The 18495-nt window shown below is 62.3% G+C and carries 11 protein-coding genes and 1 tRNA gene; 9 read left to right on the top strand and 3 right to left on the bottom strand.

Annotated elements, in window-relative coordinates; genetic code table 11:
* Window positions 1-101: 101 nt before the first annotated feature.
* A complete protein-coding gene (polA, locus tag JI749_RS00870; protein WP_201657401.1) occupies window positions 102-3017 on the bottom strand; it encodes a DNA polymerase I in 2916 nt (971 codons plus the stop codon).
* Window positions 3018-3169: 152 nt separating this feature from the next.
* On the opposite strand from polA, the gene JI749_RS00865 reads away from it, so the two are divergent.
* From JI749_RS00865 to JI749_RS17605, 3 genes are all read left to right on the top strand, one after another.
* Window positions 3170-4702, top strand: a complete 1533-nt coding sequence (locus JI749_RS00865) for an ATPase domain-containing protein (protein ID WP_201657398.1) — start codon at window positions 3170-3172, stop codon at window positions 4700-4702.
* Window positions 4699-7059: a hybrid sensor histidine kinase/response regulator gene (locus JI749_RS00860; protein ID WP_201657395.1), complete on the top strand. Its 2361-nt coding sequence runs from the start codon at window positions 4699-4701 to the stop codon at window positions 7057-7059. Before JI749_RS00865 ends, JI749_RS00860 begins: the two co-directional genes overlap by 4 nt.
* 76 nt (window positions 7060-7135) lie before the next feature.
* Entirely contained in the window at window positions 7136-7441 is a 306-nt protein-coding gene (locus tag JI749_RS17605; protein WP_201657392.1) for a hypothetical protein, read from the top strand.
* Window positions 7442-7460: 19 nt separating this feature from the next.
* On the opposite strand, the gene JI749_RS17600 is transcribed toward JI749_RS17605, so the two are convergent.
* Complete coding sequence (locus tag JI749_RS17600) at window positions 7461-8027, bottom strand: lytic transglycosylase domain-containing protein (protein WP_201657389.1); 567 nt, start codon at window positions 8025-8027, stop codon at window positions 7461-7463.
* Window positions 8028-8198: 171 nt separating this feature from the next.
* On the opposite strand from JI749_RS17600, the gene JI749_RS00845 reads away from it, so the two are divergent.
* The 3 genes from JI749_RS00845 (at window position 8199) to JI749_RS17370 (ending at window position 12530) form a co-directional block, all read left to right on the top strand.
* Window positions 8199-10091: a CASTOR/POLLUX-related putative ion channel gene (locus JI749_RS00845; protein WP_201657386.1), complete on the top strand. Its 1893-nt coding sequence runs from the start codon at window positions 8199-8201 to the stop codon at window positions 10089-10091.
* A gap of 172 nt (window positions 10092-10263) precedes the next feature.
* Window positions 10264-10340 (top strand) — tRNA-Arg (locus JI749_RS00840).
* Between the two features lie 276 nt (window positions 10341-10616).
* Window positions 10617-12530 (top strand): M10 family metallopeptidase, encoded by a 1914-nt coding sequence (locus JI749_RS17370; RefSeq protein ID WP_233280816.1) that lies wholly within the window; start codon window positions 10617-10619, stop codon window positions 12528-12530.
* A gap of 53 nt (window positions 12531-12583) precedes the next feature.
* On the opposite strand, the gene JI749_RS00825 is transcribed toward JI749_RS17370, so the two are convergent.
* Window positions 12584-14020 (bottom strand): hypothetical protein, encoded by a 1437-nt coding sequence (locus JI749_RS00825; RefSeq protein ID WP_201657383.1) that lies wholly within the window; start codon window positions 14018-14020, stop codon window positions 12584-12586.
* 334 nt (window positions 14021-14354) lie between these two features.
* Here JI749_RS00825 and JI749_RS00820 point away from each other — a divergent pair, with 334 nt between their 5' ends.
* Genes JI749_RS00820 through JI749_RS00810 form a run of 3 tightly spaced genes read left to right on the top strand, consistent with a single transcriptional unit; the run spans window position 14355 to window position 18435 of the window.
* Complete coding sequence (locus tag JI749_RS00820) at window positions 14355-15995, top strand: ABC transporter ATP-binding protein (RefSeq protein ID WP_201657379.1); 1641 nt, start codon at window positions 14355-14357, stop codon at window positions 15993-15995.
* A gap of 2 nt (window positions 15996-15997) precedes the next feature.
* On the top strand, window positions 15998-16837 hold the full coding sequence (locus JI749_RS00815; RefSeq protein WP_201657376.1) for an ABC transporter permease: 840 nt from the start codon (window positions 15998-16000) through the stop codon (window positions 16835-16837).
* Complete coding sequence (locus JI749_RS00810; protein WP_201657374.1) at window positions 16834-18435, top strand: hypothetical protein; 1602 nt, start codon at window positions 16834-16836, stop codon at window positions 18433-18435. The genes JI749_RS00815 and JI749_RS00810 overlap by 4 nt, the downstream gene beginning before the upstream one ends.
* Window positions 18436-18495: the final 60 nt, after the last annotated feature.

Below are 18495 nucleotides of genomic sequence, written 5' to 3'. Positions count from 1 at the left end.
GCCCGAGTTCAGCAAGTATAGGGCCCTCGGGTCAAGCCCGAGGGTGACGGCTGGTGGGTCGAAGGCGACGGCCGGTGGGTGGGGAGGGGTGTGCTCCTCCCCTAGTGCGCTTCGTCCCAGTTGTGGGCCGCGTGGGCGTCGACCTGGATGGGGACGTTGAGACGCACGGCGGGTTCGGCCGCGCCTTCCATGACGCGCTTGATGACCGGCATGGCGTCGTTTTCGGTACCCTGTGGCACTTCGAAGATCAGCTCGTCATGCACCTGCAGCAGCATGTCGGCTTCGATGCCGGCCTTTTGCAGTTCGGGCTCCATGCGGATCATGGCGCGGCGGATGATGTCGGCGGCAGTGCCCTGGATGGGGGCATTGATCGAGGCGCGTTCGACGAAGCTGCGTTCGGCGGCGTGGGACGAGTTGGCATTGGGGAAATTGATCTTGCGGCCGAACAGCGTCATCACATAGCCGTCGATTTTCACCCGCCGGCGCTGCTCGTCCATATAGTCCTTGATGCCGGGGAAGCGCTCGAAATAGGTCTTGATATAGTCGCCCGCCACCGAGCGCTCGATGCCCAGCTGGTTGGCCAGGCCGAAGGCGGAAATGCCGTAGATGATGCCGAAATTGATCGCCTTGGCGCGGCGGCGGACATCGGAGGGCATGCCCTCGACCGGGACGCCGAACATTTCGCTGGCTGTCATGGCATGGATGTCGAGACCTTCCTCGAACGCGTCCTTGAGCGCCTGGATATCGGCGATATGGGCGAGGACGCGCAGTTCGATCTGCGAATAGTCGGCCGAGATCAGGATCTTGCCCGGGGCGGCGACGAAGGCGGTGCGGATCTTGCGGCCATCTTCGGTGCGGACGGGGATGTTCTGGAGGTTCGGATCGTTGGAGGAGAGGCGCCCGGTCAGCACGGAGTGCTGGGAATAGGTGGTGTGCACGCGGCCGGTCCGGGCATTCATGTATTCGGGCAAGGCGTTGGTGTAGGTGCCCATCAGCTTGGTAAGCTGGCGCCAGTCGACGATGGTGCGGGCGAGCGGAACGCCCTTGGCCGCGAGGTCCTCCAGCACATCGGCGCCGGTCGACCAGGCGCCGGTCTTGGTCTTGGTGCCGCCTTCGAGCCCCATGCGGTCGAACAGGATTTCGCCCAGCTGCTTGGGGGAGCCGAGGTTGAAATTGGACCCGGCCAGCTCATAGGCTTCTGCCTCGAGGGCGGCGGCACGCTGGGAGAAATCTCCCGACAATCTCGCCAGAATCTGCCGGTCGACGGAGATGCCGCGACCTTCCATGCGGGCCAGCACCGGCGCCAGGGGGCGCTCGATGGTTTCGTAGAGCGTGGTCATGCCCTCGGCGGCGAGGCGCGGCTTGAGGATGCGCCAGAGGCGCAGGGTCATGTCGCTGTCTTCGGCGGCATAGCGCGCGGCGGCCGGGATATCGACCTGGGCGAAGGTCTTTTGGCCCTTGCCCGTGCCGATCAGGTCCTTGATCGACTGGCCGGGGACGCCGAGCCAGTGATCGGCCAGCTCGCTCATGGTGTTGAATTGCGGGCCATCGAGCGAATAGCTCAGCAGCAGCGTGTCGTCGTAGGAGTTCACCGCGACGTCGTAGCGGGCGAGCAGGCCCAGGTCGTATTTGGCATTGTGGAAGATCTTGAGGATCGAGCGGTCGGCAAACAGCGGCCGCAGCATGTCCAGGGCCTGGCGCGTGTCCATCTGGCCCTCGGCCTTGCCGCCACCGAAGATATCGCCTTCGCCCTGGGTGTGGCCGAGGGGGAGATAGGCGCCATTGCCCGGCTGGGTGGCAAAGCTGATGCCGACCAAGTCGGCGGTCTGGTTGTCGAGGCCGGTCGATTCCGCGTCGGTGGCGACGAGGCCTTCGCGATAGGCCATGTCGATCCAGCGCTGCAGGTGCGCGGCGTCGCGGATGATCTCGTAGTTTTCGGGCGTCCACGGAATGGCCTTGGTGGCCTCGTGCATGGCGGCGGCATGGAGCACGACGGGCGAGCCGGCGCGGCCCTCGGCCTCCTGGCGCGCGGCGCGGGCTTCGGCACGGGCCTCGTTGTTGAACCCGACCGGCGATGCCGGCGCGGCGGCCAGGGCCGGGTCGGCCTCCCAGGCCTCGGGATCGGCATTGAGCAACCCGCCCAGGCGCTTGGAGATGGTGACGAATTCCATCGCCTTGAGGAAGGGGAAGAGCTTGCCCGGCTCCACCGGCTGGCGGGCGAGGGCGGAGAGTTCGAGCTCGACGGGCACCTTCTGCTCGAGCGTCACCAGGCGCTTGGAAATGCGCGCCAATTCGGCATTGGCGATCAGCTTCTCGCGCCGGGCATTCTGCTTGATCTCGCCGGCCCGCTCGAGCAGGGTTTCGAGATTGCCATAGGTATTGATCAGCTCGGCCGCCGTCTTGACGCCGATCCCGGGGACACCGGGCACGTTGTCGACGCTGTCGCCGCAGAGCGCCTGCACGTCGATGACCTTGTCGGGCGTTACACCGAACTTGTTAAGCACTTCCTCGACGCCGATCCAGCGCAGGGGCGGCTGGCCGGGGCGGGGGATGGTATCGAGGAGGCGGATCGAGCCATCAGGCTCGACGAGTTGCATCAGGTCCTTGTCGGACGAGACGATGGTCACCTTGCCGCCGGCGGCGCGGGCCTGGCAGGCATAGGTGGCGATGATGTCGTCGGCCTCCCAGCCCTCCATTTCGATGGACTCGATATTGTAGGCGCGGGTGGCGGCTCGGGTCAGCGGGAATTGCGGCACCAGCTCGGGCGGCGCGGGGGGGCGATGTGCCTTGTACTCGGCATAGAAATCGTCGCGGAAGGTCTTGCCCTTGGCATCGAAGATGACGGCCATATGGGTCGGCTCGTCCTCGCCCTTTAGGTCCTCCATCAGCTTCCACAGCATGTTGCAGAAGCCCTGGACGCAGCCGACCGGCAGCCCATCGGACTTGCGGTTGAGCGGGGGCAGGGCGTGAAAGGCGCGGAAAATATAGCCCGAGCCGTCGACGAGCAGCAGATGCATGAAACCGATTCCATTGGATGCGAGGCGCGACTTTAGGGGAGTTTGCCGCCCGCAAAAAGGGTCCCGGCAGAAGGGAACCGGCATAAGGTTTTGATCGTTTTCGAAAATTGGGGCAGAAAGGCTCTGTTAGAGAGTATCGGGTAGAAAGCGTCATGTCCGGCATTGCAGAACACAATAAAGCCAGGCTCGGCGTGGCCGGCCTGGACAATATTCTCGTGGGCGGCCTGGCCCGTGGACATCTCTATCTGCTAGAGGGAAGCCCGGGCACCGGCAAGACCACCGTGGCCCTGCAATTTCTCCTCGAAGGAGCCGAACGGGGCGAAAAGGGCCTCTATGTGACCCTCTCGGAAACCGAGGATGAACTTCGGCTCACCGCCCGGTCGCATGGCTGGGAGATTGACGACAGGTTTGAAATCTTCGAACTGGTGCCGCCCGAAAGCCTGCTCGACAGCGAGCAGCAGCAGAGCCTGATTTACTCGTCCGACCTTGAGCTGGGGGAAGCCACCAAGGCCATGTTCGAGGCGGTGGAGCGTGCCAAGCCGGACCGCATCGTCCTCGACAGCCTTTCGGAAATTCGGCTTCTTGCTCAGAGTTCCCTCAGGTATCGCCGGCAGATCCTGCTGCTCAAGCACTATTTTGCCCGCAACGGGGCGACAGTGCTCATGCTGGACGACTTGACCAGCGACGCCAACGACAAGACAGTGCATTCTGTAGCCCATGGCGTGATCCGGCTCGAGGAACTGGCGCCCACCTATGGGGCAGATCGACGCCGGCTCCGGGTGCTCAAATATCGCGGCCAAGCTTATCGCGGCGGCTACCATGACTTTACCATCAAGCATGGGGGGGTGGTAGTCTTCCCACGGCTGGTCGCCTCCGAGCACCGGACGGATTTCGACCGCTCGCCGCTGACCAGCGAAATTCCCGAACTCGATGCGCTGCTGGGCGGTGGCATACAACGCGGATCGAGCATGCTGCTGCTTGGCCCTGCTGGCTCGGGCAAGTCATTGCTGGCGCTGCATTTTGCGCGAGCCGCGGTGGCGCGCGGTGAAAAGGCCGCCCTCTTCGTATTTGACGAGGAACTGGGTCTGCTGTTCCAGCGTGCCAAGGCGATGGGCGTAGATCTGGAGGCCATGCGCGACAGTGGCGACCTCTTGGTCGACCAGGTGGATGCGGCGGAGTTGTCCCCCGGCGAATTCGCCCACCGGGTGCGCCGGCACGTCGACACTGCGCAGGTCAAGACCGTGATAATCGACAGCCTCAATGGCTACCAGGCAGCAATGCCCGAAGAGAATTCACTGCTGCTGCATATGCACGAACTGCTGCAATATCTTAACCGCCAGGGCACCACGACCTTCGTGACGGTGGCCCAGCACGGCCTTGTCGGCGACAGCATGCAGTCGCCCGTCGATATCACCTACCTGGCCGATAGCGTCATGCTCCTGCGCTACTTCGAGGCGGCAGGGCGCGTGCGGCGGGCCATGTCGGTGATCAAGAAACGCACCGGCATGCACGAGGACACCATTCGCGAGTACCGCATCGGTCGCACCGGCATCGCCATAGGGGCTCCCCTGCGGGACTTCCATGGCGTGCTGCGGGGCATCCCGACCTATACGGGCGACAGCGGTCCATTGCTTGAAAGCGAAGAAGGGGCGCGTTCTGACATTCAGGGAGAACGCGGCGGGTGATAAATTCCGAGCGGGCCCTCATCCTTGCGCCGCGCGGACGCGATGGCGCAGTAGCCGCGACGCTGCTGGTCAATGCCGGTCGTGCGGCTGAGACACGCGACACCATCGGCGGCCTGGTCGAGGGTATCGCCGAAGGCGCGGGCCTTGCCATCATTACCGTCGAAGCGCTGCAATATGCCGACCTGAGCCCCCTCACCAGCTGGATCGAACAGCAGCCGTCGTGGTCGGACTTTCCCTTCGTTATCCTGGGGCAGCGCGGCGGCGGCGCCGAACAGGCCTCGTTGGTCGCCCAGTTGCAGGGCGCACTGGGCAATGTCATCGTGCTGGAGCGGCCGTTTCATCCATCGGCTCTGCTCAATGTGGTGGACAACGCGCTGCGTGGCCGCCGCCGCCAATATCAGTCGCGCCGCTATCTTGCCGAGGTGCGCGAGGGTGAACAGCGCCTGCAGACGGCCCTGCTGGCCGGCCGCATGGGTTCATGGGAACTCGATGTCGTCGAACTGACGCTCACCGGCTCGGACCAATTCAAGGCCTGCTTCGGGCGCGGCCCCGACGACCAGCTACTGTTTGCCGACATTATCGAAGCCGTCGCGCTGGTCGACCAGCGCCGGGTGCAGCGGGCCTTCGACGACGCCATGGGCGGGGCCGACCTCGTGCTGGAATATCGCGTGCGCTGGCCCGATGGCAGCGAGCACTGGATCGATATCCGCGCCCGCGTCCTGACCGACCGCTATGACCGGCCGAAAACCCTGGTGGGCGTCGCCTCCGATATCACCGCGCGCAAGGCGGCCGACGCCGAACGCGAAAAGCTGCTGGAGGCCGTGGCGGCCGAACGTGAACGCACGCAGCAGGCGCTGCGGGGCGAGCGCGCCCTGTCGGGCCTGCTGCTGACCAGCGTGCCGGCCGGCATCGTCGCCTATGACACCGATTTGCGGGTGACCATCTGGAACCCCACCATGGAGCGCATTTTCGGGCTGCCGGCTCCCGCCGTGCTCGGACGTTCGCTGGCGCGGGTCATCGGCGATGGCCAGCGCGATGTCATCGAGCAGCGCCTGCACGACGCCCTTGCGGGCATCTCCGGGCCGATCGAGGAAATCGAGCTTACCACGGTGGCCGGTGGCCAGGTGGTGCTGGAAAGCCAGCATGCGCCCCTGCGCGGCGGCGATGGCCAGATCGTGGGCGGCGCCGCCTTCTTCCGCGAGATGACCGAGCGCCGCCGGGCCGAGGAACAGTTGCGGCAGGCCCAGAAGATGGAAACCATCGGCCAGCTGACTGGCGGCGTGGCGCATGACTTCAACAACCTGCTGGCCGCCATCCAGGGCAATCTGGAGCTGCTGCGCAAGCGCCTGCCTGACGATCCGCAGCTGCGCCGCTTCATCGATGGGGCGCTACAGGGCGCACAGCGCGGCGCCTCGTTGACCTCGCGCCTCCTCGCCTTTGCCCGACGGCAGGATCTCAAGCCCGAAGCCACCGATCTCAGCCAGTTGCTGGATGGCATGCGTGCCCTGATGGAGCGTTCGCTGGGCCCGCTGATCTCGATCGACTTCAGCATCGAGCCCGACCTGCCACCGGCCCGCGTGGATGCCAACCAGCTCGAACTGGCCATCCTCAACCTGGCGGTCAATGCGCGCGACGCCATGCCTGATGGTGGAAGGCTCACCATTGACCTGCGGGCGGCCGATGGCGATGGCGGTTTGGGCCTTTCCGGCGCCTATCTGCGCCTGTCTGTCAGCGACACCGGCACTGGCATGGACGAAAAAACGCTCAAGAGCGCAATTGAGCCATTTTTCTCGACTAAGGAGCTTGGCAAGGGCACGGGGCTGGGCCTTTCCATGGTGCATGGATTGGCGGTTCAGCTTGGTGGCGCCCTGCATCTCAAGAGTCAGTTGGGCGAGGGTACGACAGCCGAGTTGTGGCTGCCAGTCGCCGTTTCCCCCGTCAAGGAGGTTGAGAACGTGCCGTCCGAACAGCCCCTGACGCCGCCCCCGGCGTCCGTGATCCTGGTGGTCGACGACGACGCCCTGATCAACATGAGCACGGTCGACATGGTGCAGGACCTCGGTCACACCGTGCTCGAAGCCTATTCGGGCAAGGAAGCGCTGCAGATCCTGGGCAGCGGCCAGCGCATCGACGCCTTGATAACCGACTATGCCATGCCCGGCATGACCGGCGTCGAACTGGCCGACCGGGCGCGGGAACTCCACCCCGACTTGCCGATTCTGCTGGCCACCGGCTATGCCGACCTGCCCAGCGGCACCACCACCGACCTGCCGCGTCTCGCCAAGCCCTACCAGCAAGCCGAACTGGAAACCCAGATTTCCCGCCTCCTGGCCACCCGCGACACCGCCGGGGCCTGACGCGCGCGCCGGGTTCGACAGTTTCCCGCGGTCGGGTTATGCTTGGCCCCGAACGGTGGACCGCGCGGGGGGCAAGATGCGGGTTACTGGACCAGGCACGGCCGCTCTTCTGCTGGCCACGTTCCTCTCGAGCGCAGTAGCCGCGCAGGACGCGCCGGGCCTGGGTGGCGCGTCACGCATCGATTTCGGCGACGGTATCGAGGTGATCAATGCCAGCAGCATCACCGACCCGGGCAAGGACAGCGGCCACAGCTATGCGCTGACCAACTTCCTGGCCCTCAGCGACATGCGCCGCTTTCTCAATGGCGAGGCCGCGGCAGACCGCTGCCTCGAGCCCATCAATGGCACCGGACCCGGATGGTGGCTGCCCGAATGTGACTAGCGCAGGCCCGCGGCGGAGCCTAACGCAGGCCCGCGGCGTCCAGCAGGCCGGCGCGCTTGGCATCGTAGTAGAAGCCGCGCGCGTAGAAACGCACCGCCTGGTCGGGGTTGCCCTTGGCGGTCACATAGGCACCGGCAAGGTAGCGCACCGCATAACGCAGGTTGGTCTCGGCATCGAGCAGACCCGCCGGCGAACCGCGATAGCCCATGCCGGTGGCGGTGGCGTGGCTGATCTGCATAAGGCCGTAATAGGGACCATTGCGAGCGGCGGCATTGTAGCCGCTTTCGCGCACGATGACCCGGCGAACCAGGGATTCGGGCACGTTGTACTGCTGCGCATAATGGGCGATCAGCCCGTCATAGGCGCTGCCCGAATAAGCCAGCGCCGCCGGCGCGGGCGGCACGGCGGCGGCATCGGGCACATGGCCGGCGGGTGTGGCGGTGGGCGCGGCAAACGACGCCAGGGCGGCGGTCGCCGGCCCGGCCGCCGGCTTGAACGAACTCATCGAACAGCCCGAGACCACAAGCGCCAGCAGGGTCGCCGCGCCGATCATTCCCATGCCGTTGCCGATTCTGGTTCGTGCCATCCCATCATCCTAGCCGATTTATCTGTGTGGCGCGATACGAGCCAATCGCGGCAGCCTGATGGCAATTTATGGGCATGGCCTGTGCAAGGACGCAAATCTTCGTTGCCTTTACCGCGCACCGCCCTATTCACTTTTCGTTAAGGGCCGGAAAGACGGCCGGGGGACCTGCCTATGAGCAAGCGCAACAGTCTGGGCGCACGGCTGCGCTATGCCTTCGATACATCCATGTCGGCCGGACCGATCGCGCTGATCGGCTGGTTGGCCGTGCTTTCGCTCGTGGTCATCGTGGTGGCCGGCGCCATCATCGCCTTGCTGGGCATCGCGCCCGAAGGCGGCGAGACGCTGGGCTTCGTCGAGGCCATGTGGGCCTCCCTGATGCGCACGCTCGATGCCGGAACCATGGGCGGCGATACTGGCTGGCTGTTCCGCATCGTCATGCTGGCGGTGACCATTGGCGGCATCTTCATCGTCTCGACCCTGATCGGCGTCCTGTCCTCGGGCATCGAGGGCAAGCTCGACCAGTTGCGCAAGGGCCGCAGCCAGGTGCTCGAGGAGGATCACACCATTATCCTCAACTGGAGCCCCTCCATCTTCGACATCGTCGCCGAGCTCGTCGTCGCCAACAAGAGCCGCCGCAAGCCGCGCATCGTCATCATGGCCGATCGCGACAAGGTGGAGATGGAAGACGAGATTGCGGCCAAGGTGCCCGACCTAGGCAATACCCGCGTCATCTGCCGCAGCGGCACGCCCACCGATCTCTACGACCTTGGCCTGGTTTCGCCGCAGCAGGCCCGCTCCATCATCGTGCTGTCGCCCGAAGGTGCCGACGATGCCGATAGCCAGGTGATCAAGACCATCCTGGCGCTGGTCAACGACCCGCGCCGGCGCGAAGCGCCATACCGCATCGCCGCCGAAATTCGCGAGGCCGCCAATGCCGACGTCGCCCGCGTGGTCGGTGGCACCGAGGCGCAACTGGTGCTGGCCGATGATCTCATCGCCCGCATCGTCGCCCATTCCAGCCGCCAGGCGGGGCTCTCCGCCGTCTATTCCGAGCTGCTCGACTTCGACGGCTGCGAAATCTACACGATTGCCCAGCCTGGCCTGGTCGGCAACAGCTTCGGCGACGCGCTGATGGCCTACGAGGCATCAACCTTGATCGGTCTGGTGACCCCCGATGGCGAGGTGAGCCTCAATCCGCCGATGGAAACGATCATTCCCGAGGGCGCCCGCGCCATCATCATCGCCGAAGACGACGCGGCGATTGCCATTTCCACCGCCGCGATCGCCATCGATCCGGCCGTCATCCGCCACCAGGGTAAACCGGCCGAGGCCCCCGAACGGGTGTTGCTGCTGGGCTGGAACCGGCGTGCCCCCATCATCATCTTCGAACTCAGCCGCTATGTGGCGCCGGGCTCGACGCTGACCATCGCTGCCGACACGCCCGACCTCGACGAGGTCGTGGCGAACCTGTCGATCGCCAGCGCCAACCTTTCGGTCGAATACGGCCATGTCGACACCACCAGCCGCAGTGCGCTCGAGGCGCTCGGCATCGCCGGCTACGACCATGTGCTGGTGCTGGGCTATTCCGACCTGCTGGCGCCGCAGCCCACCGATACCTCGACCTTGGTGACGCTGCTGCACCTGCGCAAGATCGCCGATGCCGCCGGGGTGCATATCAACGTCGTCTCCGAAATGGTCGATGTCCGCAATCGTGAACTGGCCGAGGTGACCCGGGCCGACGATTTCGTGGTCAGCAACAAGCTGGTCAGCCTGATGCTGGCCCAGGCCTCCGAAAACGACATGCTGGGCGCCATCTTCGACGAGCTGCTCGACGAAGAGGGGTCGGAAATCTACATGCGGCCGGTCGAATTCTACGTGGCCACCGGCACCCCGGTGAATTTCTACACCGTGGCCGAAGCGGCCCGGCAGCGCGGCGAGGTGGCCATCGGCTACCATTGCCCGCGCCCAGGCGCCAAGGCCAACGGCATCGTCGTCAACCCCGGCAAGGCGGCGACAGTGACCTACCAAGAGGGCGACCGCCTGGTGGTGCTGGCGCGGGACTAGGCGCCGCGCGAAAAGGCAAAGAGGGCTGGCGGCAGGACCGGCGTCGGCCACGGTCGGTGCTGGCCTTTCTCGGACACTGCCCCGGCGCAAAGCCAAAAACCCCCGTTGCGCGGATCGCCCGCTTTGGTTAGGTTGCGCCCGTTCAGCCGGGGCATCGCCCCGCGTGACGGATGCACCCGTAGCTCAGCTGGATAGAGCGCTGCCCTCCGAAGGCAGAGGTCACAGATTCGAATTCTGTCGGGTGCGCCAATTTTTCCTGATCGCGCAGTATTACCACGGTAAGCTCACCGGCATTGTATAGGCCTGCAGCCGGGATACCTGAGACGAGTGGCGGTATTGCTACCCTTGGTTCGACATCGTCAGAAAAACAAAAATAGAGTGCCCTTATTGGCGGGCACGGGAAATATTCGTGGATCAACACTACTTGTTGGCCGCGTGTGCTCGCGCTATCATCGCGCTGCGAGTCCCGAATTAGCAATGTATTAACCGGCTGGGGTAAGGGTGCTCGCGACTTGGGAGACATCGTTGGCCGCCATTACCGCCGTTACCTCTTCGACCGATCAATATACCAATGCCCTTTTGGGGAACTACAAGTGGGCGTCGGTCGGTCTGACCTATAGCTTCACGAGAAGCGCTGCGGACTATGACTGGCCCAGCTACTCATATAATCAAGGCGAACCCGACAGCTTTGCTGCGCTGAATTTGACGCAGCAGAATGCCACTAAAGCGGCGTTTGCCAACTATGCGGCCGTCTCGAACCTCACGTTCACCGAAAAGACGGGAGCCGACATTCCGAGTGCCACCCTCCGGTTGGCCATGTCGGACGTGCCGCCCACCGCCCATGCCTATTATCCGAACACGTCGCCCGAGGGGGGTGATGCCTGGTTCAACAAGGATGACTACAACAACCCCATCAAGGGCAACTACGCCTACGCAACGTTTCTGCACGAGATCGGCCATTCACTTGGCCTGAAGCATCCACACTCGACCCCGAACGCGATGCCCCTCGACCGTGATTCGATGGAATTCTCGGTCATGAGCTATCGCTCGTATATCGGCGGCTCGAACACGTCGGGTTATACCAACGAGCAGTGGGGATTTGCGCAGTCGCTGATGATGTATGACATCGCCGCCGTACAGCACATGTATGGCGCGAATTTCTCGACCAATAACGGCAATACCGTTTATTCCTGGAGTCCCACCACCGGCGAGATGATGATCAACGGCGTCGGGCAGGGTGCTGCCGGCGGCAACAAGATATTCCAGACCGTGTGGGATGGCGGCGGCACCGACACCTACGACTTCTCTAATTATTCGACCAACCTCACCGTCAACCTGCAGCCTGGCCAGTGGACGACGACCTCCACCACGCAATTGGCAAAACTGCATTACAATGGCAGTCAGGTCGCTAATGGAAATATTGCCAACGCCCTCCAGTACAACGGAGACGTGCGCTCACTTATTGAAAACGCCATCGGTGGCAGCGGGCACGATCTGATCATCGGCAACGCTGCCAATAACTGGCTCCGCGGCGGCGCGGGCAACGACACCCTTCAAGGCGGCAATGGCGATGACATCCTCCAGGGCGGCCTAGGAAACGATGCGCTCGTGGGTGGCGCTGGTTTTGACTATGCGGACTACACGGACGCGACGACCGCCCTGCGTATCCTCCTTTACGCACCGTCTCACAACACGGGGGCAGCCGCCGGCGACACCTACGACAGTATCGAAGGTCTGCTGTTGGGCTCGGGCAATGACTCTGCTTACGGTGGCGTAGGCAACAACAGGATTTACGGCAACGGCGGACACGATAACCTGTATGGCGGGCTGGGCGCAGACTACCTGGATGGCGGTGCTGGCTTCGACTATGCGCGATTTGACGACGCCAGTTATGCCGGCCTGACGGCGTCGTTGCTGGACAGCTCGATCAACACCGGTGCCGCCGCCGGCGACATCTACCTCAACATCGAGGGTCTCATCCTCACCGGGAACAACGATACGGGCCACGGTGACAATAAGGCGAACTACCTCTATGGCCTGGCGGGGAATGACACCCTCTATGGCCACGGCGACAACGACAACCTGTTTGGCGGCCTCGGCAATGACACGCTGTATGGCGGGCTTGGCAGCGATTCCCTCTTCGGCGATGTCGGCAACGATTACCTGTCCGGGGACGCTGGCAATGACACCTATACCGGTGGAGGCGGCGCAGATTGCTTCGTATTTACCTCCGGTCATGACGTCATTACCGACTTTCAGGGAGGGTCTGGCGTGTTCGACCAGATCGACCTGACCGGGATGTTCTCGTCCTTTGCTCAGTGTCTTGCCGCGAGCCAGCAAGTGGGCGCTGATCTGTTGTTTGTGTTTAACAACAACTCATCCCTACTCATCGAAAACTTCTATCGTGGTAACCTGGCTGCGGACGATATCCTGATCTGATCGGCTGTACTCTTGAAAAGCCGGGTCAACGGAGCCATCCGTTGGCCCGGCTTTCAGTTAAGACAGAGGGCAACCAGCCGCTCCATGGCGCTTCCATCAATGATCCCCCAGAGCGAAGCGCCATCGCGAGCCGCCACCGTCAGCCGTTCGCGGGCACCGGGATCCTGCCAGAGCGCCAATGCCTCCTGGAGTTCTGCCATACTGGAGACGGAGAGAACCTGCTGCAGATCGCGGTAGTCACCATATCCGTACCGGTAGCAGTCGAAGTCGATTACCGGGATCCCCAGAGCCAACGCCCATTTGATGGTTGAGGAAACCGACGCCAGATACAGGTCGGCCAGGGGAAGCAGCTCGGCGACCGAAGTCCGCTCTACGTGGGCGCCCGCCGCTTCCATTGCCGCGATCTGGGTCTCTGAGAGGCTGGGGTGAGGGCTGACCACGACGTTGACGTCAACTGTGTTTGCTGGAACCCTGTAGAAAGCGGCCGCGAGGTCGGCGAAGCTGGCGAACTCCGAGGAGCGGGTTGAGAACTGGTCCGGAGGGACGGCGGATACGAGCAGTGGCTTGTTTGGGTCAAGTCCATGGCGTTCGGCTAGAATGGTCCGGCGTTCTGTCTTCCGGTCCCGCCCCGCGGCCAACTTGTCATGCAAGGGATGGCCGGCTGCTTTCAGGCTCTCCGGTTTGAAGCCCAAGGCGAGATAGCTCTCTTCCATCGCCCTGCTTTCCAATGCGATGACATCGGAGCGGCCCGTGTTGACAAGCCAGGGGTTGAAGGGCGTTTCTCCGATCAACTCGCGGCCGAGAACCTCACGCCATGGCAGGCGGGTGATCGCGTAGTCGGGATCTTCGGCCAGCCACTTGGGCAAGTATCGCCGGAACAGGGCGAGGTATGGCTCAGCCACGGCGTGACTACCACTATGTTTATATGCGTTTTCCGCTTCCGTGGGCGACAGTGCGCCATAGGTGGAAACGACCGTCCTGATCGCCCGTCTCCGCGCCGCCGCGAGCCAGGCAAAACTGTCTCGTTCGACATTGTCCTCGGGAAATACGACAGCGTCCACTCCAAGGCGCACCAGCCAATCCTCGCAGAACGCTATTCGACGAAGGTTCCTGTCGGCGGACCGCAGGATCGCCTGGCGCTCCATCTCATCGACTTTGCCGAGCATGTCTCGCGCCGATCGCTGGGCCTTCCAGGCGGACCACCGCCAACCAAGCCCGGACTCCGACACAGGCAGACGCTCGGGCTTGCCGCTAAGCCAACTGGACAATGTGCCGTGAATATCTGCCAAGCCGCCGTCGAGCGTATATTCCTCGACATAGACCGAGTGGGCTAGCAACGCCTCCTCTTTGAACTGGCGACCCGCTGGAAGCGCGTAGGGCGACCAGAGCACAACATCGAATTCTCCGGTAGCGCGTCCCTGTTCGGCGAGCAAACGTCCCAGCTGGAAATTGCCTTGCTCATATACAATGTAGAGAATGCGCTTCTTCAATCTTGTCTGCCTGAGCGTCTAGTTCGACTTTACCGGAACGAATTCCCTATTTGCACCCTGACACATTTCGCCCCGTGCGGCGCGTTCGTTTTGGTGCATGAGCGGCAGAGTTTGTTGATGTGAGAGCGCGGCGCCAGCATCCATGCTGTTCACCGACACCGCTGTGTAATCTGCTGGCGTTGACGTCGCACCGCTTCCTAAGGGGTGGATGCCATCATGCCACGGTGCACAACATCGGTCGGCCATGTCGACATCTGGCCGTCGCCTCAAAGTTTTGGGATGACGATCAGCACCCATCTAGGGTACTGGCAAGCTGCAATTCGGGATCATCGGCTTGACCAAAGAGACAGCTATTCCAAACCCCTCTCGTTCCGCGCTCTCGGAAGCTCTGAGGGACCTGACCCGCGGTTCGCGTGCGGCCCCGTTCCAATCCCTGGTGCCCGCCCATCGACTGTTGCTGGAGGAGTTGTTTGGGGCTCGACAAGACCCTGGCGCCCTGTCCCGGGCTCTTGGCGGACGGGAATTCGACCTTGCTGGCATGCTTAAATCGTCGCCCAAGGGCGACAAGCAAGCAATAGAGCGATCGGGTGGATTGGACGTTGAAGTCAACCCTGGGGAGCGCACCAGGTTGCTGTTGACGGGCGAACAGGAGGGCACTTGGTTCCACATCCTGTTGCGCGCGGACTTTTCGTTGACCAGCCAGCCGGTCGTGGCATTGCGTTACTTCGCTGGGACTGGCCCTGAACGGGTCATTGCGCGGTTCCGTCAGACAGCCCTGGTACTCGATCGAAGGATCGAACTTGGGCACTACACCTTTGAACATCCCAGCTTGTACAGCTTCAGGGTAGACCAGGGTCGCCTGTCGCTCGCCATAAACGGTGTGCTGGTGCTCGATCGGAAGAGCGACGAGCACGCGGCCACAGGGTACATACTTGATGTGATCGGCGGTGACGGACCCGCATCGATACGGGTTGATGGTATCTGGGTTTCTCCTCCGGCAGCCCACCTGAACTGGATGAGTGCCGACGATCAGGCGAACTATGCAAGCGCTCAGATTGCCGGCTCCGCCGACATCGGAACGGCAGAACTGGGTCGCATGCTCGAGGCGCTCCACCAAACGCCCGACGGTTTTTCCGTCGAGGAACTTGGTAACCTGATCGACAGCAACCGAGGCAAGGACCGAGCATACGCTGACCACGTCGACGCGAAACTGCTGGAGCGGCTGGAAGCCAAGGGCGCATCGCCGCACTCCCCTCTGCCGGCCCCTCCTCCATTGCTGAAAGTCAGCGATGTCACGATCAAATTGCTCGCCAACCCCTCCGACAAAAACCTGCGCTCGGTTTTCCGGCGAAATAAGCCGGTAGCCACTACCATCCTGGACGACCTGACCTTCAGCGCCTATTCGGGGGACATTGTCGGGATTATTGGCAAGAACGGCGCTGGAAAATCCACTTTCCTCAAAGCACTCGTCGGCGCGATCCCGATCGCATCGGGAAGAATAGAAAGCGTGACCAAGCCAATACTTCTGCGTCCAGGCGCCGGCATGGTTGGCGAACTCAGCGGACGCCAGAACATATACAAGACCGGTTTGTATATGGACATGTCGATGAAGGAGATCGACGACCTGATCGACGACGTAATCGACTTTGCCGAGCTGCGCGAGCACATCGACAGGCCTTTCCGATATTACTCCGACGGCATGCGCGCCAGACTGATTTTCGCGCTGGCGACGGCAGTGCCCCGGGACATTCTGCTCCTGGACGAACTGCTCAGTGCAGGCGACGCCAGTTTCCAGCGCAAGGCGGTGAACCGCCTGGAGGCCTTCATGTCCCGGGCCAAGCTGGTTCTGGTCGTCCAGCACACATTCGACTTCGTGCTAAGCCGCTGCACCAAATGCCTGCTGCTCGAACGTGGGGTCCCGGTCTATTTCGGCGATCCAGGGGTGGCAACTGAACTCTACAAAGAGAGCCTTTGACCATGAGCGCAGACTACGAATACACGATTACGCCCCGGGGCGTCCGAGCCGTGCGTTCAAAGAACGCCCTGGCCGCTATTGCTCACAATACCAGTAAGACCATCAATCTGGTCCGGCTGGAGCTCAAGCAGTTAAGCTTCGGACTTTATTTCGGCAACCTGTGGTTGGTGCTTGAGCCTCTGCTGCAAGCCGCGACGTACTATTTTCTGCTGACTGTGGTTTTTCGCATCGTCGGCGCCGATACCAGCTTTGCTTTTTTCTTCGTTCCCGTAACGTTTTGGCGTAGCCACGCCATGCTCGTCTCGTCCGCGCCCTATTTCATGTCGAGCAAGGGCCACCCCTATGTCGAACAGGGTTTCGGGCTCCTGACTGCCTATCTGGAAGTGACGGCCAACGAGCTGATTTTGATGGGCATCCGCGTCGGCGTACTTTGCGCTTTCCTGCTGATCGCTGGCTACTCGCCGCAGTGGACCTGGTTGCTCGTTCCAGTGATTGCGGGTGTGCAAATGCTGTTCACCATGGCCCTTCATGTGTGGTTATCGATGTTCGGCGTGGCTTTTAAAGATTACGGAAAGCTGGTCAGCCATTTTGTGTGGCTATGGTGGTACATGTCCCCGGGACTTTACAGTATAGGCCGAATTCCGGATTGGGCTCAGGCAATTTACTACTCCAACCCGTTTGCACACATTATTCCCGCGTATCACGCGGCGATGCTGGATGGTAACTTCCCGGCGCATCTTGTGCTGGCGAACGCGGTAATCGCCATAGGATCTATCATCGTCATATGGCTGGGCGCGCGACGCCTGAGGATGTTCGGATATCAAATGGCGCAGTTCCTATGACCCAGAATGCCGAGACGGGAACCGCCCTGTATGTGGTTTCGGAATATGGCGAGTTTTCCAGTTTGCTGGCCCTCGCGAAGGTGGTCCGGGCCCAATTGGGTCTTCATCCCGCCTTCCTTTTCAAGCACGACTATGGTGCCCTCAACGTCCACACCCAGCAACTGGACGTGTTGGGATACTCTTGGGTATCGGCCAGGCGCGCGGGCCTGCACACCAAGCATGCGGCCTCTGGTGGCGAAGACGATTATGTGCCGAGCTATGTTCGGTCAACGAGGGAGCCCAAGCCCGGACGCAGCCGGTCGCGCACTGCAGCAACCCTGACCTGGCTGGCAAGCATCGGTGCGGTTGCGACCGCGCCTATTCTGCCCGTGGCAGCGCTGGCTGCACTGGTGTTCAGGCGAGCGCGTGGGAGTGCTTTGCTGGCGGTGTTCAAGCGCTTCGCGCGGCGGCACCCCGGGGTTGTTCGCTGGCAGTATCAGAAGCTGATAGACGAGATGCGGAAGGTCTTTGAGATCTTCCGTCCATCCATCGTCATTGCGGGTCAGGACTATCCTCTTTCAACGACGTCCATGGCCAGCCTGGTCGCCGAGGAAAGGGGTCTCCGCACCGCGATCGTTCCCTTCTCGATGACACCAACAACCAAAGAGATCGCCGAGTCCTTTGCCGGCAGCAGGTTCAATCTGCTGCGCGGAAAACTCAAGAGCAGGTTGATCAAGGAAGCGTTTCCACAATGGGTCAATCACTATCGCGGCCGAGACTACACCCGGCTTTCCCTGCCTGAGATACTTGTTGCAGAAGAACTTCGTTTGACTGGACCGATTCCGTGGGTGCCCAACAGCGGTCGGGGCATACTTCTGCTGCCCGGTCAGCAATCCATGGAATATTGCGCCAGCGCAGGTATTTCGGGGGATCAGCTGCGCATTACGGGCGCACTGTGGAGCGATCAGATTTGGCGTAAATCGTCGTCCAAAGGCCAGCGACGGGACGACCTGATCTATGACATCGACTCGTTTTCAAGCTCATACCGCACGACCAATCTGCTGCCTCCAGTGAATTACCCTGAAGGAACCAAGCTCCTGCTTGTATCCTGGCCTCCGGATCAGGCCCCGCGGACACCGACTGGCTTGGCCGATTTCAGTGAGCTAAGTGACGCTTTAGGGGAACTCCTCTCTCGCATTCACTACAGCGGTATGGCCAGGGTGGCGATAAGTCTGCACCCCACGCTCATGGGCAGGTCGTTACAGATGGACCTGAGAGAGCGCGGGCTTTACCTGGTCGACCAGCAGCTAGTCGACGTTATCGATAGCGCAGACATTTTTCTGGCGACTGTGTCGTCAACGCTGCTTTGGTCGCTGCAATTGGAAGTACCCAGCGTCAATTTGGACATCTACCGGTACGGATATCGCGAGTTCTCAGATGCTGGAATATTGGACGTGACCTCGATGGCCGACCTGCGAACGACGCTTCTCGCGCTCCTCCGAAGGCCGGGCTATTACGATGAGGTCCGTGGAAAGCTTGCTGGCACCCGTGGCCATTGGGGCTTGTTTGATGGGCACAGCACAGAGCGAATTATCACCGAACTATCGCGCCTTATGTAGCCGCCAGCGTCGCGGCGCGCCACACCGCAAAATGGATTGTCTGGCGGTGCGTTGATCGAT

Source organism: Devosia oryziradicis (genome assembly GCF_016698645.1).
GTDB classification, from domain to species: Bacteria; Pseudomonadota; Alphaproteobacteria; order Rhizobiales; family Devosiaceae; genus Devosia; species Devosia oryziradicis.
The sequence above is the reverse complement of the archived record's forward strand: the minus strand, read 5'-3'. Positions and strand labels throughout refer to the sequence as shown.